This is a genomic window from Flavobacterium notoginsengisoli, assembly GCF_042686225.1.
GTDB classification, from domain to species: Bacteria; Bacteroidota; Bacteroidia; order Flavobacteriales; family Flavobacteriaceae; genus Flavobacterium; species Flavobacterium notoginsengisoli.
Genome location: NZ_JBHUOT010000002.1, coordinates 136,546 through 154,069, shown reverse-complemented (window position 1 = coordinate 154,069; position 17,524 = coordinate 136,546). Strand labels below are relative to the sequence as shown.

The 17,524-nt window shown below is 29.8% G+C and carries 16 protein-coding genes and 1 pseudogene; all 17 read right to left on the bottom strand.

Translation table 11 applies throughout. The features are described from left to right. A complete protein-coding gene (locus ACFS3A_RS05955) occupies nt 1-1,281 on the bottom strand; it encodes an ABC transporter ATP-binding protein (RefSeq protein ID WP_379824505.1) in 1,281 nt (426 codons plus the stop codon). Nucleotides 1,282-1,337: 56 nt separating this feature from the next. Continuing rightward, a complete protein-coding gene (locus ACFS3A_RS05950; protein WP_379824504.1) occupies nt 1,338-2,204 on the bottom strand; it encodes an ABC transporter permease in 867 nt (288 codons plus the stop codon). A 139-nt stretch (nt 2,205-2,343) separates the two neighbouring features. Next, on the bottom strand, nt 2,344-4,311 hold the full coding sequence (locus tag ACFS3A_RS05945) for a polysaccharide biosynthesis protein (protein ID WP_379824503.1): 1,968 nt from the start codon (nt 4,309-4,311) through the stop codon (nt 2,344-2,346). Nucleotides 4,312-4,393: 82 nt separating this feature from the next. Beyond that, nucleotides 4,394-5,278, bottom strand: coding sequence for a glucose-1-phosphate thymidylyltransferase RfbA (gene rfbA / locus ACFS3A_RS05940; protein ID WP_379824502.1), 885 nt, complete (start codon nt 5,276-5,278; stop codon nt 4,394-4,396). 65 nt (nt 5,279-5,343) lie between these two features. Next, nucleotides 5,344-6,189 carry a dTDP-4-dehydrorhamnose reductase gene (gene rfbD / locus ACFS3A_RS05935; RefSeq protein ID WP_379824501.1) on the bottom strand — a complete coding sequence of 282 codons (846 nt, stop codon included), beginning with the start codon at nt 6,187-6,189 and terminating at the stop codon, nt 5,344-5,346. After that, nucleotides 6,189-6,737: a dTDP-4-dehydrorhamnose 3,5-epimerase gene (gene rfbC / locus ACFS3A_RS05930; protein ID WP_379824500.1), complete on the bottom strand. Its 549-nt coding sequence runs from the start codon at nt 6,735-6,737 to the stop codon at nt 6,189-6,191. Before rfbC ends, rfbD begins: the two co-directional genes overlap by 1 nt. 13 nt (nt 6,738-6,750) lie before the next feature. Beyond that, nucleotides 6,751-7,837: pseudogene (locus tag ACFS3A_RS05925) on the bottom strand (DegT/DnrJ/EryC1/StrS family aminotransferase). Beyond that, nucleotides 7,830-8,258 (bottom strand): WxcM-like domain-containing protein, encoded by a 429-nt coding sequence (locus ACFS3A_RS05920; RefSeq protein WP_379824499.1) that lies wholly within the window; start codon nt 8,256-8,258, stop codon nt 7,830-7,832. The pseudogene ACFS3A_RS05925 and the gene ACFS3A_RS05920 overlap by 8 nt, the downstream one beginning before the upstream one ends. Then, complete coding sequence (locus ACFS3A_RS05915; RefSeq protein ID WP_379824498.1) at nt 8,255-9,220, bottom strand: MraY family glycosyltransferase; 966 nt, start codon at nt 9,218-9,220, stop codon at nt 8,255-8,257. Before ACFS3A_RS05915 ends, ACFS3A_RS05920 begins: the two co-directional genes overlap by 4 nt. Beyond that, a complete protein-coding gene (locus ACFS3A_RS05910) occupies nt 9,220-10,125 on the bottom strand; it encodes an NAD-dependent epimerase/dehydratase family protein (RefSeq protein WP_379824497.1) in 906 nt (301 codons plus the stop codon). The genes ACFS3A_RS05915 and ACFS3A_RS05910 overlap by 1 nt, the downstream gene beginning before the upstream one ends. Next, entirely contained in the window at nt 10,122-10,937 is an 816-nt protein-coding gene (locus tag ACFS3A_RS05905; RefSeq protein WP_379824496.1) for a glycosyltransferase, read from the bottom strand. Before ACFS3A_RS05905 ends, ACFS3A_RS05910 begins: the two co-directional genes overlap by 4 nt. Nucleotides 10,938-10,961: 24 nt before the next feature. Continuing rightward, the gene (locus ACFS3A_RS05900; RefSeq protein ID WP_379824495.1) at nt 10,962-11,678 is read right to left on the bottom strand and encodes a glycosyltransferase family 2 protein; all 717 of its coding nucleotides are present in this window, start codon (nt 11,676-11,678) and stop codon (nt 10,962-10,964) included. Between the two features lie 6 nt (nt 11,679-11,684). After that, the gene (locus tag ACFS3A_RS05895) at nt 11,685-12,770 is read right to left on the bottom strand and encodes an O-antigen ligase family protein (protein WP_379824494.1); all 1,086 of its coding nucleotides are present in this window, start codon (nt 12,768-12,770) and stop codon (nt 11,685-11,687) included. Between the two features lie 235 nt (nt 12,771-13,005). After that, on the bottom strand, nt 13,006-13,980 hold the full coding sequence (locus tag ACFS3A_RS05890; RefSeq protein WP_379824493.1) for a hypothetical protein: 975 nt from the start codon (nt 13,978-13,980) through the stop codon (nt 13,006-13,008). Between the two features lie 17 nt (nt 13,981-13,997). Next, nucleotides 13,998-15,137, bottom strand: a complete 1,140-nt coding sequence (locus ACFS3A_RS05885; RefSeq protein ID WP_379824492.1) for an NAD-dependent epimerase/dehydratase family protein — start codon at nt 15,135-15,137, stop codon at nt 13,998-14,000. Next, on the bottom strand, nt 15,134-16,078 hold the full coding sequence (locus ACFS3A_RS05880; protein WP_379824491.1) for a hypothetical protein: 945 nt from the start codon (nt 16,076-16,078) through the stop codon (nt 15,134-15,136). Before ACFS3A_RS05880 ends, ACFS3A_RS05885 begins: the two co-directional genes overlap by 4 nt. Then, a complete protein-coding gene (locus ACFS3A_RS05875; protein WP_379824490.1) occupies nt 16,079-17,515 on the bottom strand; it encodes an MBOAT family O-acyltransferase in 1,437 nt (478 codons plus the stop codon). Nucleotides 17,516-17,524: the final 9 nt, after the last annotated feature.

Below are 17,524 nucleotides of genomic sequence, written 5' to 3'. Positions count from 1 at the left end.
TTATTCCCATTTTAACAGTGGTCTAATTAAACCCGGAAACCTTCCTGAATAATCACCTCTCATTGTTTTATCGCTTTTAATTTCAAGAATATTAAACCCTACTACTTCCATTTCGTGAAGTTCAACTACAAATGGACTGTATCTCATTATGGCAAAACTACATGAGTAAGTTCCTTCTGCTAAAATTTTACCAGGTAGTGTAATCGTTTTTTTATGAACTCCAATTTTTAACGGTTTTTCTAAAGATTCTGAATCTTTGTCATGGGAGCTTAATATATGAACTCCTTGTGTATTAAATAAATTTAGTCCATGCGTAAACATTTGATTATCCTTAAGAATTTCATATGTAAATTCAATTTTAATATCATTAACAATCAAATGATTAAATGTAACCCTATCATCTACATCTATCACTTTTGCTTCAAGAAGTCTGATAAAATCGGCAGGTTGTTGTTCATTTATATCCCATTTTTTATGTGCGTTAGTGTTTCCGCTTTTCAAATATTCATCAATACAATCATCGACTTCTCCTTCAAAAACTACTTTACCATGTTCTAAAACAATTCCCCTGTTGCATAAACTTTTTACAGCAGCCATATTATGACTTACAAACAAAACCGTTCTTCCTTCGCCTTTGGAGATATCCTGCATCTTTCCTATTGCTTTTTTCTGAAATTCAGCATCACCAACAGCAAGAACTTCATCGATAACCAGAATTTCAGGTTCTAAAAAGGCTGCAACTGCAAAAGCTAAACGAACTGTCATTCCTGAACTATATCTTTTTACTGGTGTATCAATGTAACGCTCACAACCAGAAAATTCAATGATTTCATCTATTTTAGAACTAATCTCTTTTTTAGTCATTCCTAAAATAGCACCATTTAAATAAATATTCTCTCGACCAGTCATTTCTCCATTAAAACCAGTACCAACCTCTAATAGCGATGCTATACGTCCACGGGATTTAATACTTCCAAACGTTGGACCAGTTACTTTTGAGAGTATTTTCAAAAGTGTTGATTTTCCCGCTCCATTCTTTCCTATAATTGCAAGTACATCTCCTTTCTTCAACTCAAAACTAATATCCTGCAATGCCCAGACATAATCTGAAGATCCTTTTTTAGATCTATCATTGGTTTCACCAATTTTTAAATATGGGTTTTCTTTACCTCTTATTTGATGCCACCATCTATTCAGATCATGGCTTAATGTTCCTGTTCCAACTTGTCCTAAACGATATTGTTTGGAAATATTTTCAGCTTTTAAAATAATATCTTTCAACTTAGAAATGAGTTTAAATAATCTTAATAGTTGTAATTAAAAAGTAAAACGATTCTTTAGACTGTATCTATGAAATTCTTTTCAGTTTTATTAAAAACTAAAAGGCCAATAAAGAATGCGGCAACTGTTATAACCACTGTATATGAAAGTCCCAGAAAAGAAATGTCTCCAACATTCAAAAGCATAAAACGAGATGTTTCAACAATATACGCAAGAGGATTATATTCTACAATCCAACCGTATTTTGGAAGTTTACTTTTTACTAATTCAATAGGATACATTACCGCAGATAAATACATTAATAATTGTATTCCGAAACCAATTAGATAGGTAAAATCACGATACTTAGTAACCAATGATGAAATTAACATCCCAAGACCAAGACCTAAAACTCCCATTATAACAATTAAAACCGGAAAAAGTAAAACATAAATATTTATAGTTAAATCGTATCCTTTAAAGTAAAAAAAGATGTAAAAAACAATAAATATAAAAAACTGAATACAGAACTTTATTAAGTTCGAAACTACTATTGAAAGAGGTGTAATAATACGTGGAAAATAAACTTTCCCAAAAATACCTGCATTTGATTTAAATGTATCAGATGTACCGTTTAGACATGCTGTAAAATAATTCCATACAATAATCCCTGCCAGATTAAATAAGAATGGAGGAATTGTTCCTGTTTTTATTCCAGCCACGTTATTAAATATTATAGTAAACGTAACGGAAGTGAATAATGGCTGAATTAAATACCAAAGAGGTCCTAAAACAGTTTGTTTATAAACTGTAATAATGTCTCTTTTAACAAAAAGCATCAATAGATCCCGATACTGCCAGATTTCCTTAAAATTGATTGAGAAAAATTTATTCTTAGGTGTTATTTCAAACAACCAGTCGTTTGTATTATTAGAATTTTCCATTATATAGAAGAGAGAAAAAATATTTGGCCAGACTTGAATTTTAACAAGATTTTTAACATTTAACCTATTGTTTAAAAATGCAAAAAGGCGTTTTTAGAAAAAACACCTTTTAATTATATTTTATATATTGTTTATACTATTATTTATCTAAGACTTCAAAAGTAGAATTCATGCTCTTAAACTCCGGAACAATCTTTTTCATCTTAGCTACAATATCATCATTTTCATAGAAATCAGCAATTCCTATCAGTTCGTCTACCTCAATATGCAGATTTTCATATTCGTCCTGAATTTCCTGAGCAATCATAATTTTATTATGATAAGTTGGAAGTGTTTTAGAAGTGTCATTTAACAATTCCTCATAAAGCTTTTCACCTGGTCTTAAACCAACAATTTTTATTTTTATTTCTTTATCCGGAATAAAACCTGCTAGTTTGATCATCTTCTTAGCTAAGTCAATTATTCGAACTGGTTTACCCATATCAAAAATATAGATTTCACCTCCGTTCCCCATGGCTCCAGCTTCCAATACTAACTGACACGCTTCCGGAATCGTCATAAAATAACGAATGATATCCTGATGCGTTATAGTTACAGGTCCGCCTTCTGCAATTTGCTTTGTAAATAATGGCACAACTGATCCATTTGATCCTAAAACATTTCCAAAGCGAGTGGTAATAAACTTTGTACCTCCTTCAATATTTTCTCTCTGATTTTTTAAGAATAAAGATTGTACATATTTTTCAGCGATACGTTTACTTGCCCCCATTACATTACTAGGATTAACCGCTTTATCAGTAGAAACCATAACAAATTTCTTGACACGATACTTACAAGCTAAATCAGCCAGATTTTTGGTTCCTTTAATATTAGTTTGAATTGCCTGTGCAGGATTCTCTTCCATCAAAGGTACATGCTTATAAGCAGCCGCGTGAAAAACAACGTGAGGATTATAATTCTTAAATACTTTTTCTAATGCTTTTTTACTTCTTACATCCGCTATTACAGCTACAATTTTAGTGCTAAAATTCATAGACTGTGTTTCCAGACATAAATTATGAAGTGGAGTTTCAGCATGATCCAGAACAATAACATTTTTAGGGTTAAAGTTTAAAACTTGCCTAACTATTTCACTTCCAATTGAACCTGCAGCTCCGGTGATCAAAATTGTTTTATCTTTTAACTGCTTAGAAATTGATTTACTATCCAGAACTATAGGTTTTCTTTCTAAAAGGTCTTCAATCTGAATATTTTTAACTTTCTGAGAAATTTCTTTTTGGTTCTCCCAATCTGAAATTAACGGAACTGTATATACTCTGTAATTAAACTCTAAGCACTGATCCACAATGATTAATTGTTCATCTTTACTTAAGCTTTTATCGGCAATAATCACTCCTTCAGCAGCTACAGATCTCATTAATGCAGGAAGCTTTTTTCTTAGAATCAAAATTGGAAGATCCAGCATGCGTTTAGACGCATTTTGATTATTCTTATCTACAAAACCTACAATTTTAAATCGGGAAGGTGTTTCAAACTTTAAAGCATTAGCTACAGAAATAGCATTAGCATCTGTACCATAAATTACGGTTCTGACCAATTTAGTTGTAGCTTTTTCCGAAAAATACATTTCGAATGTCTGTTTTACTATCACACGATATAAAAACAGTCCACAAAAAGACAAAACCAAATTAATAAAAAGTGCTGTATTTAAGAAAGCTTTATGTCCTGTATATAATTCGAATACAAGATTTATGAACAAGAAAAAAACCAAAACTGACATTTGTGAAAACAGCAGTTTTATTGCATCAATGTAAGAAGAGTGCCTAATAATTCCTGAATAAGTTCTAAAAAGCCAAAAGAAAAATATATTAACCAGTATTAAACTTGCTACAAAATAAAAATCATGAGAGGTAATAATATAACCTATTGCAGTCCCTTCAAAAAGCAAGTAAGTAAAGGAGAATGAAAAAAACAAAACCATTACATCAATTGCAATAATAATCCATCTGGGCAAATAACTTAAGTTATTAATATTTGCCCTAAGGTTTCTTGGCGAAAAAGTCTTGTATAACAATGAGGTTATACTATTTGGTTTGTCTGTGCTCAATTGAGGTTTTGGTTTAAATCAGTAAACTATTTTCTACAAAAATACAAATTAAAGGTTTTAAATATTCACTTAGATAATCAAATTAAATTTTAACACCTTTTTTCTTTTGTTTTAAAAATTCTAACAAATAGGTTCCGTAGCCAGATTTTAACAAAGGCTGTGCAAGTTCTTCTAACTGCTCATCATTAATAAACCCTTGTCTCCAGGCAATTTCTTCTATACAACCAACTTTAAGTCCTTGCCTTTCCTCTAAGACCTGAACAAATTGGCCAGCTTGCATTAAACTATTAAAAGTTCCTGTATCTAACCAGGCAGTACCTCTGCTTAATATGCCTACTTTTAATTGACCTTTCTCCAAATATACTTTGTTAACATCTGTAATTTCATATTCACCACGAGCACTAGGCTTAATATTTTTAGCTATTTCGACAACACTATTATCATAAAAATAAAGCCCCGGAACAGCGTAATTTGATTTAGGGTCTAATGGCTTTTCTTCAATAGATATCGCATTTTTATTTTCATCAAATTCTACTACTCCATATCTTTCAGGATCAGAAACATGATAGGCAAAAACAACACCTCCATCTGGATTAGCATTATCTTTTAATAATTGCTGCATATTTGTTCCAAAGAAAATATTATCTCCAAGTACTAATGCTACTTTATCTTTTCCTATAAATTCTTCGCCTATTACAAATGCTTGAGCTAATCCATTTGGGTTTGGCTGTTCCGCATAACTAAACTTACATCCAATTGTACTTCCATCTCCCAAAAGTTTTTTAAAATGAGGCAAATCGTGAGGTGTTGAAATAATTAAAATTTCATTTATTCCTGCCATCATTAAAGTTGACAATGGATAATAAATCATTGGTTTATCATAAACCGGCATTAATTGTTTACTTACTGCTAATGTTAATGGATGCAATCTTGTGCCAGAACCTCCAGCTAATATTATTCCTTTCATAAAATTTGATTTTAGATTTTAAAATATTCCATTCAAGATTTAGATATGAAATATAAAACCATTTTTTAAACAAATATTTTCTTTAAACTCTCTTTGTAATTTGGGATATCTAAATTATATGCTGATTTTATTTTTGTTTTATCCAACAATGAAAAATTAGGACGTTTTGCCGGAGTAGGATAAGATGAAGATGGTATCCCTCCCACTTTACAACTATAATCACCTAATTCTCTAATACTTAATGCAAACTCGTACCAGCTAATTTCTCCTTCGTTGGAATAATTATAAATTCCCGGAATCCATTTTGAAGATTCAACTATATCAACCATTGCCTGCGCTAAATCTGCTGCATATGTAGGAGACCCGATTTGATCATTTACAACATTTATTTCATCTCTTTCCTGCATTAATCGCTGCATTGTTTTTACAAAATTATTACCAAACTTACTGTATACCCAAGAAGTTCGAATAATAATTGATTCCGGATTTTCTTTTATGCAAGCTATTTCACCTGCGAGTTTACTCTCTCCATAAATATTTATTGGATAAGTTTCAGCATCTTCATCCAAAGCAATTGAAGAAGTTCCGTCAAAAACATAATCTGTAGAAATATGAATTAATCTGGCATTATTCTTTGCCACATATTTTGCAATTAAGCCAACAGCTGAATTATTTATTCTAAATGCTAATTCCTTCTCAGATTCAGCTTTATCAACAGCTGTATATGCTCCGCAATTAAATACAACATCTGGTTTGATCTTTTCTAATTGTGATTGAAGCAAATCTAAATTATCTAATGTTGCTTTTGTTCTATCGGCAAATACCCATTCGTATTGAGGATATTTAGGAGCTAAAAATGATAGTTCCGATCCTAATTGTCCTGTTGCTCCGGTTACTAGAATTTTTTTCATTAAAATAAGCTATTACAATTTTCAATGAAAGGCAAAATCTCATCTTTTTCGGAAACTATTGCTTCATCTAAATTCATTCCCCAATCTATGTTTAATGAAGGATCATCATATTTAATTCCGCCTTCAGAAGCTTTATTGTAAAATTGATCACATTTATACATTACGGAAGCAGTTTCACTTATAACCGAAAAACCATGGGCAAACCCTTGTGGTACTAATAATTGTTTTTTATTCTCCGATGACAACAAAACGCTAAATGCTTTGCCATAAGTAGGAGAATTTTTTCTCAGGTCAACTGCAACGTCAATAATTTCACCTTCTAAAACGCGAACTAATTTTGTTTGAGCAAAAGGTGGATTTTGATAATGCAAACCTCTTAGAGTTCCTTTTTTTGAAAAAGACTGATTATCCTGAACAAAATCAATATTAATACCTAAATCTTCAAATTTAGTCTTACTGTAAGATTCAAAAAAAAAGCCTCTTTCATCTCCAAAGACTGTTGGTTCTACGATTACTAAATCTTCTATAAATGTTTTTTCAATTTTCATATTCTATTTTTGATTATTTATTTTTAAAGAAGTTAAATATTACTTCTTTGATTCTATTTTTATCTTCAATTGTGATATTTGATCCTGATGGCAAACACAGACCCTTTTCAAACAACCCTTCAGAAACATTATTTCCATAGTAAAGGTATTTTTCATAAAATGGATGTAAATGCATTGGCTTCCATAATTGGTGGCTTTCTATATTAGCATTCTCAAAAGCAATTCTTAAATTTTCTCTTTGTGCTCTTGTTTCAAGCAATATTGTATTTAACCAATAATTCGAAAAAAAATCTTAGTCTAGATTGTCAAAAAGTTGTACATTTTTAATTTTATTAAAAATTTCCTTATAAAATAAGTAATTATTTCTTCTGGATTTAATATTTTAATTTGTCCAAGGCCTATCCCTGCACAAATATTACTCATCCTATAATTGTAGCCCAATTCAATATGCTGATAGTGTACTGCTTTTTCTTTTATTTCTTTTGAACCAGAAATTAACACTCCCCCGCTTGAAGTTGTAATAATTTTATTTCCATTAAAGGAAATTATTCCAAAGATACCAAACTTACCACATTTTTTTCCTTTATATAAACTTCCAAATGCTTCTGCACTATCTTCAATAATGGGTATTTTGTATTTTTCTGCAATTGTATGAACTTCATCAACTTTATACGGCATACCATATAAATGAACTGCAATTATAGCTTTTGGTTTTTTACCTTTTTTATTCGATCTCTTATAGCTATTTCCAAATTCTCTGGACAAATATTCCATGTTTTAGGTTCGCTATCAACAAATACTGGAATCCCATTTTGATACAAAATTGGATTTGCTGAAGCCGAAAATGTCAAACTTTGACATATTACCTCATCTCCATCTTTAATTCCCAATAAAATTAATGCTAAATGTATAGCAGATGTTCCAGAATTTAGTGCTGCACCAAACGATTCTTTTCCAAAGTAATCTTCAAGTCCATTTTCAAATTGATCCACATTTGGCCCTCCTGAAGTAATCCAATTTGATTTAAAGGCCTTCTGAATATACTCTTGCTCAAAACCACTTTCCTGAGATAGTGACAGATAAATTCTCTTTTCAATCATTATGAATTAGCCAATAATCTGACGGAAAACGAACATCGTCTTCAATTACATTTACTAATGGTAATGTAGAAAATGACATTAATTTCGAATTTTCTTCTAAAGACTCCACAGCATTTGCATAACCTGAAGGGATATGAACAATTTTACTGTCAGATTCTGAAACCCAAATTGTTTCAATAGTTAAATCTTTAGATGGATTTTCCCAATTATCGATTTTAATAAAATGAATTTTAAAAGATCCTGAAAGACAATAAAAATTTTTCTCATCTAACTTATGCCCTTGCCATGCACGTATTGGATTCTCTCGAGAATTACTTATAATGTAAAACCTCTCTATATTCAAAAATTTAAAATCATTTACAAAAGAGATACTTCCTCTGTAATCTTCAAATCTTCCTCCCTGAATTACTTTTGGGTTCATATTTTTAATCTTAAATTGCTTTTGTTTAACAAGTAGAACTTAAGTGAATATGTAATAAGTAAAGGCAAAATTACAAGCAAGAAAATAATCACATCATTAACTTTTTGGTAAAGCTTTACAACTAAAAATGAAATTACAATCTGTATTAATCCATAAAGTAAGGCTACTAATCTGTGTTGCATTTTATATTCATTGCTTAAGATTTGATAAAAATGTAAACGATGAGCTTCAAATATATCTTGCTTCAAATATAATCGATGTATAATAGTACAAATAGCATCAACACCATATACAGCTAAGAATAAAAGCCAAATAATTGATTCTGTTACCAAAATTAATTTTAAAACTAAATAAATTACCCAAAAAGCTATCGCAATACTTCCCACATCTCCGGCAAAACATTTTGCCTTTTTTCTATAATTAAAAAACAAAAAAATTAGGCTGGCAACCATTCCATATTTTATAAAGCTTCCATCTATAAAAAGCTGAATTTTTACATTTACGTATAATAAAGCCCCCATAACAACTAATGTATAAAGCCCAGTAATGCCATTAATTCCATCCATAAAATTATACGCATTAATTAAACCTATAGCTAAGATGTAAGCAATAACAGTACCCCAAATTGGAAACAAACTAAATAACTCCAAATCTAAAAAAATCAATGAAATTGAAATGAAATGAATCGATATTCTAATCTTATTTGATAAACTTTGAATATCATCCCAAAAACTAACCAAACTAACTAAGGTTATTCCAGTAAAGAAAAAGTAATTTGTTTGTATGTGTTGTATAAAATAAAGCAAAGCTGAAAACCAGAAAATTATTCCACCTCCTCTTAATGTTATCTCAGTGTGGGAACTTCTTTGATTTGGTTTGTCGATTATATTATAACGATCTGCAACTTTAAAGTAAAGCAACATGATGATCATTAAAACAATTCCTAAAATTGTATATTCCATTATTTTTCTATGAAGCTTTTTATAGTGTTTTCTAATCCTTGACGAGCTGTGTTAGGAAGTTTTTCAATTCCAATAGCCGCTTTTATTTTTTTATTCGAAACCCGATAATTTTCGGTAAGTTTTTGAATGGTTTCTGAATTCAATGGTAATTTAACCAAATCACCTACTTTTGAAATACTATTAATTAGTCCTTTAGGAACTGCAATAAGCTTATTTTTTTTATTTAACACCGAAGATATTATTCTTACCACATCATTTGTTGATAAAACTTCGTCATCCGAAAAATTGTAAATTCCAGAAGGTACTTGTTTATTTTCAATAACTTCTTTAATTAAAAAATTAAGATTATCGATACCTAAAAATGATCTTTCATTATGAAAAGATGCTAAAGGGTAAGGTATGCCTTTCTTTACTACATTAAAAAGTAAATTTAAATTTCCTTTATTTCCAGGACCGTGTATCATGCAGGGTCTTATTATAAAAACTCTTTTAGTATTTGGAATTTCTTTAGACAAAATATACTCTTCCGCTTTTAATTTTGATTGTCCATATGGAGTTTTTGGATCGGCTGGAGCACTTTCTAATAAAATATTCTCTACCTCATCGGCAACTGCTTTTACACTACTGAAATAAATAAAATCTTGTATTTCACTATCTAAAAACGCATCAAACAATTCTTTCGTTAAATCTGTGTTAACTTTAAAGTATTCTGACGCATTCAGCGTTCTTTTAACATCATGTGCTTTTCCTGCCAAATGAATCAACACATTTGCGGATGTATTAACTTTCCAATTTAGATTTCTCAAGGAAAGAAATTCGGTTTCAAAAGAATTGTCGATTAAATATTTAGAAAGATTCTTACCAACGAATCCTGATTCTCCTGTTATTACTATTTTATTAGTCATTTAAACTGTTGTAGTGCTTTTGTATTTATTCCTTTTCTCTCTGAATCTAAAAACCAACCCCATTTATTAAAGTATGTAATTGCCGAGCTGACGAATATTTTAAATAATCTTTTATTTTTATTTGCACCAGATTCATACTCATGATATACAGAAACTTTTGGGAAATAAATAGTTTTATAATACTTATGTATTCTTCTGGATAAATCCCAGTCTTCAAAATACATAAAAAAATTATCATCATACATTCCCACTTTTTTTATTGCTTCTAAGTTAAGCAAAGTAAAACAACCTGAAATAATAGGAACATTATAAATCATATCTTTCGGCACTTTACGTAACTCATACTTATTGATAAATTTGTCGTGTAAACTGGTCGGCTTTTTAATTTTTCTTTTTAATATACTAAAGGGACTTGGTAAAAGCTTAGGTAAATTCTGAATACTCCCGTCTTTATTCAAAATCTGTGGCATCATCATTCCGATTAACGGATTAGATTTCATAAAATCAATCATTGGAGTTAAAACGTCGCCTTTAAAATATATATCAGGATTAACAATAAAATGATAGTTAGCCCCAAGATCTATTGCTTTTTGAATTGCCAGATTGTGAGAAGCTCCAAATCCTGGATTAGAAGGATTATGAATATATTCTATCATTGCACTTGTAGCTAAAATACTTAATTCATTTGTAGGAGAATTATCGACAAGATACAACTTTAAATTTAAATTTGTCTTAAGAAATGAATCTATCGCGTTTCTCAACATTAAGATGTCATTTTTATAAATTACCAAACTGCAAACTACATTACACATAAAATTTCATTCTTTAAAAATATCCTATTTTAATTTAAAAACAAATCTTCGGCATAAGGCATAACATAGAGAAAGTCTAAATGAAACTTTTTTCAATAAACTATATTCGCTTTTCCCAGTACCTGTATATGAGGCATTTTGAGAATGTACTCTATATTTAATCAGCTTTCCTTTATTGAAATTAACTTTGAAAAATAATTCTCCAGTAATACCTATCCAACTGTCATGCATTGGTATTGTTTTAGGAAAGGGAAGTACTTTATTTTTTAAGCGAGAAGAAAAAGCCATACAGCAACCAATGTAACTATTTTTTAGAATATTATTTATTATTCCTTTTTTCGAATTATTAAACAAAAAAAAGGATTCTTCTACTATTTCCCCTGTTTCAGAATTAAATATACTACAATCAGAAAGGATTAAATCGTATCCTTTTTCAAAATCTTTTAAACAAGTCTGAACCTTATCTGCCATCCAGACATCATCTTGGTCAGACAAAAAAATATAATCCCCTTTACTTTTACTTATTGCATTCTCAAAATTTTGATGTACTCCTTTGCCTTTATTTTTATGAATAGAAATTCTTTTATCGTTAAAAGAGTTTATAATCGTAACAGTGTCATCAGTAGAATTGTCATCAGAAATTACTACTTCATCATCAATACCAATTTGATTTAAAATAGAATCAAGCTGTTGTTTTATATAATTTTCCCCGTTATAAGTGGCTAAGCAAACTGAAATCATACTATGTTATCTTAATTCTTTTTTATCTTCAACAGTAAAATCTTTATGAATATATGAATACATTATAATCATTATAAGCATCCCTGTCGAACTTACTAACAATGGATTGGTTCCGCAAATGAATAAATAACTAAAAAAAGCAGGAATAATGTATTGATTATAGCCATTAACTCTTTTATTATTTATAATATTAATTAATGGATAAACCATCATTATTATAAAAAAAACTCCAAGAGGAATTCCAAAGTAACGTATCAACTCAACATAGGTAAGCTCAACTTGTGAAAGAATTCTTTTCCCCCCTATTGAATAAAATTTACTTCCCAGCCCCTGACCCCATATCAAATATTGAGGATGTTCTTCAAAAGTATCTATAATAGATATGAAATGACCAGATTTAATTTCTGATGATGCCTCTTTTTTTTCAAATGATAAACTCAAAGCAAACATTGTTATAGCAGTAAAGACAGATGCAAAAACCACTAAAGAATAAAAGGCATTTTTTCTTTCTTTCAAAAATATATAAGTCCAATAAATAATAACAAATAGGGCTGAAAGCATATTTGCTCTAGTTCCAGATAACACCAAACAAACAGTTAGCATTATTATTAAAATCATTCTTTTAATTGTAAATCCATTCCTAACAATACTAGAGCAATAATAAGATAAAGGAAAAACAAGTACTGGACTAGTCTTATAATAAACCATAAAAACATCATATCCATAAAAGTTTCTGTAGGCTATCATCAATGTTTCTTTCTCACCCACAATATAATCATATACCTGTCCAAAAAGCACCACATTGTAAAGAGGTAAGCAGTAAATTATAAATGTTATTATCGGTATTAAAATTGAATATTTAATAACATACTTTCCAATATCAATATTAGTATCAACCACAACTATTAATAAAACTAAAATAAGCATAGATTTTAAAAATCCAAATGCGAATGCGTAATCAGTATCATTTCCTTGAACAACTGCGGTAATTATTCCGAAAACAGTTATTAATAGTAAAAAAAGTATAATTATTAAATATTCCTTATAATATTTTATTTTGGATTTTGTCTTTAAAATTATCCATCCAAACATTGTCAGTACAAATAAAGGAATTTTTAAATGGAAAATACGGTCAGTCGGATCTATTAGTAAAATCAGTACAAGAAGTGACAGTAAAAATTTAACAATCCTAAAAAGCATCTATGTATAAAATTTAAAAGAAAAAGGTGCAAAAACTATGGAACTTTAATTTCTTAATTCGTTAAAAGTTCTCAAAAAAATAATAAGTAATTATGTAATTTAAAATCGAAAAAAAATTACAAATTCTTTAGACCATTCGTTTAAGCCATTCGCTTATAGAATAAGCCTGTAATATTGAATCAGGAGTAGGATTAAATTCAGTTTTAAAAAAGTCAGTGTCAAAATCCGGATTATCTCTATCAATTATTAACACGTTTTTGGGGTCGTAAAAATCGTAATTAACGATATCACTGTTTGTGGTAATTATTTTCTTTTGCGCTCCCAACAATTCGATAGTTCTCATTGTTAAACCAGTCTGTTGCGGATGAGCTATATCTAAAGTAGCCTTCGACTTCATTATAAAGTCCAGATTCATTTTTGCAGTAATTGTTTTAAATACAAGATATTCTTTATTCCCCTTTAACTCTTTACCTATGAGCTTATGTAAAAGATAATTCATGTACCCTGTATATAGAATTACCTTATAACTCAATTCTTCTTTTTTACAAAAATCTACAATCTTCTTTGCCAGTTTTAGTCTGTCTGAATGATACCAGCCTAAAAAATATATATCATGTTTGACCTCCATCTCTGTATAAAGCTTTCTATCATATTCTTTTCTAAAAAAAAGAGGATTAAAAATAAAACCTTTATTTTCAACACAATCTGCCCTGTCAAATGAATAAACTGTATCAAAATTCTTCGCTGTTATTTTACTTTGTGGTATTCTTACAATAGAATCCCATAAATATAAAATCCATTTGCTGTTCGGATTCTTACTTTTAATTTTATCAATAGCACTTTGAGAAAGACATTCTCCTTTTATCACAAAAACAATATCATAATCAGATTTACAAGCATTTGCTATAGCCATACTTGTCTTTTCCCTATAAAAATTTATCTTATCTACATTATTCCTCCTCAAATAATACCTATAAGGGATTCCTTTTGGAAATTCGGAAAAATAGTCAACATCATATCCTAAAGAATTGAATTCATTGATTATACACTGATCATAATCATAAAAACCAATTCCTATAAATAAAGCTTTTTGCCTTGACATTCTTTTTAAATTTAATATTATTTAAATAGGCCTTTTTCTTTCATTTCAGCAATACTATCTTCGTATTTGCTTTCTTTTATTTCCTGAGTAAGTACCCAATCTGTAAATTTCCTTATACCTGTTTCAAAATTATACTTTGGCTCAAACCCAAGCAAGGCTTTTATTTTTGTAAGGTCTGCATAGTTGTGACGAATATCACCAAGCCTGTAATTACCAGAAATTTTAATATTTGTATCTGCTCCATAATTTTTTACCAATGTGTTGGCTACAGTGATAACATCAGTGGCTTCACCTGTTCCCACATTAAAAACTTCTCCATTAGCTTCTTCTTTTTCAAGTCCAAGAATTGTTGCTGTAACGATATCATCAATATAAACAAAATCACGTGTTTCTTTTCCATCTTCAAAGATGTTAATATCTTTCCCATTTTTGATAAGTGTAGAGAAAATAGACAAAATACCTGTATAAGGATTTGACAATGATTGCCCAGGACCATAAACATTTTGATATCTGAAAGCAACTGGTGCGATTCCTATTGTAGGACATACAGTCATAATCATTTGCTCCTGATTTTGTTTTGTAATCCCATATACAGAAGATGGATGAATTTTAGACTCTTCATCTGTCGCAACTAGTTGTAGAGGTTTTGTGGCACCTTTATACTTTACTTCGAAATCTCCCATAGACATATAATCATCAGTCCTGTGTTTCGGATATATATATGCATTTAAATCTTCAGACCAGTACCTTCCCTCACCATAAATAGATCTTGAAGAAGCAACTACAACTTTTTTAATTGAATGTTGTTCGTTAGCGAGTAAATCCAACATCATGGCAGTACCACCTATATTAACATCAGTATATTTTTCAATTTCATACATTGATTGTCCTGTTCCTGTTTCGGCGGCAAAATGCACAATAGCATCTTGTCCTTCAATAGCTTGTTTCCAATCTTCTTTTGAAGTCACAGTACCTTTGATAAATTTAACTTTGTCTTTTATTTTTAGAAATAAAAAAGAATTATTTTCTGCATCTTCACCATGAATCTGAGGTGATAAGTTATCCAAAACAGTTACATTGTAACCTTTCTCATTTAATTTTAAAGCTAAATTAGAGCCTATAAAACCTGCTCCACCAGTTATTAATATATTTTTCATAATTCTTTTTTTAATTCTTTAATCAATAATTGTGTTCTGTAATCTGTTCCTTTTTTATTAAGATGACAATACGCATTAAATATCATGTCATTCGAAACTATAAATTCTAACTGTGTACCTAAAATCAAAAACTTATCATCTTGTAGTCTTTGATAAATTTTGTTTATCTGGGTTTTATTATTTTGATAAGATTGTTCATCAACCGCAGGAAAGGTAATAAATAATCTGGCTTTTTTTTCCAATACAAGGTGTCTGAATTCCTTCAGCTTCTCTACTATATCTTCATTGAATTTTCCATCTATCGCATCCAAAGCCAAATAATCTACAGGAGGAAGATTATAATGAGCTACTGCATCACCAAATTGGTTAAAAGAATCTCGGCTATAAACAGGATCATGACTTAGAGGAAAATACTCTAAAGGATCAAACTTTGAAGCCACATATTTAGGGCAATACATTAATATTTGCTGCCATTGTTTAAAGCTCATATATGTAACGGCCTCATTTCCTTTCCGAAAATCAACATCAAAAAACATTCTGCATAAAACCTCAGATCCATATGCAGTGTTACCATAGAAATGAGTATACTCCGGAGATATTATAATTACATCACCTTCCTTAATATAGGGAGCTGCTTCATTCAACAAATATTCAAGCCCTAAAGCAGCATGAATACCATTATTAATTGGATTAAATTTCAAAGAATCCTTTAACATCTGACTGTTTATACCAAAAGACAAATTAGACCCCCCAATAAGTATAAGCCTATCACCTTTAACATTTTTCATTAAAGAGTCTTTATCTAGTTTTGAAAATAAAAGAGATGTTTTAGATCGGGGTGTAGGTGGCATAAGTGCTCCTAAAACCAAAATAAACAACACTACACATGTGAATATAGACAATCTCTGAATAAATTTTTTCATATTAATTTCTACCTGCATTTAAAATTGAAAATAAATAAATTGTGGTTTATCCTGTAATGTGTAATTGAATATCATAAAGATTATAACTATATAAAAAGTCCATCTGAATATAGAGGGAAACCTTAAAAATAGTTTCTCAATAGCAAATTTATTCTCACGCCCTAACCATTCAATAAACATAAAAAGGATTATAAATAATATTAGTTTTGGAGGCATAATTGTCGGAACCGACAAAAGCTTTTTGGAAAACATATTTGAAATATACGACAGAGCATGTGTTATATTATTAGCCCTAAAAAATATCCATGCAATAACTGTAAGAGAAAACGTAATTGCTATACTGAAAAACTCTTTAAAAGTAGGTAAAAATCGTCCCTGAGCTACAGTATCAAGATTATTCCTGTTGTTATTAAAAATAATAGATGGCATTATATATAATGCATTTAATAATCCCCAAACAATAAAAGTCCAGTTAGCACCGTGCCAAAAACCACTGACTAAAAAAATTATAAATGTATTTCTAATTTTTAACCACATACTTCCTTTGCTACCTCCTAAAGGAATATATAAGTAATCTTTAAACCAAGAGGACAATGAAATATGCCATCTCCTCCAAAATTCAGCTATATCTCTGGAAAAATAAGGATAAGCAAAATTTCGTAGAAGGTCAAAACCAAAAAGTCTGGCAGTTCCTAAAGCAATATCTGAATAACCCGAAAAATCACCATAGATCTGAAATGTAAAGAAGATAGCACCTAATGCCAAAGTACTTCCTGATTGATCTGAAGAACTATTGAAAATTGTATTAGCATAAATTGCACATTGATCTGCAATAACTACTTTCTTAAAAAGTCCCCATAAAATCTGCCTTAATCCATCGACTGCACTATAGTAATTAAATGTTCTGTCATTTTTTATCTGAGGTAATAAATGCGTAGCACGCTCGATTGGCCCAGCTACCAGCAGAGGAAAAAAACTGACAAAAAGCGAGTAATCGATAAAGTCTCTTTCTGCTTTTATTTTATCGTTATAAATATCAATAACATATGATAATCCATGAAATGTATAAAAAGAAATTCCCACAGGCAGTATAACATTTAAAGTCCAGACATTTACCTGTAGTCCAAAACCGGATAATAGTTCACCAAAGGATGTTGCGAAAAAATTATAGTATTTAAAAACCCCTAAAAAACCAAGATTTATTATTATACTAAGCCAAAACCAAAATCTTTTAGAGTGAATTGTTTTAGACTCAAACATTTTAATTCCTGTGTAATAATCTAAAAGCGTAGAAAAAATGAGTAGGAATAAAAACCTCCAATCCCAACAAGCGTAAAAAAAGTAGCTTGAAATTAATAACAGGATATTTTGATATTTTCTAGTCTTATTCAGTAACCAATATAAAGCAAAAACAATTGGCAAAAAGAAAGCAAAATTTAATGAATTAAAGAGCATTTTATAATT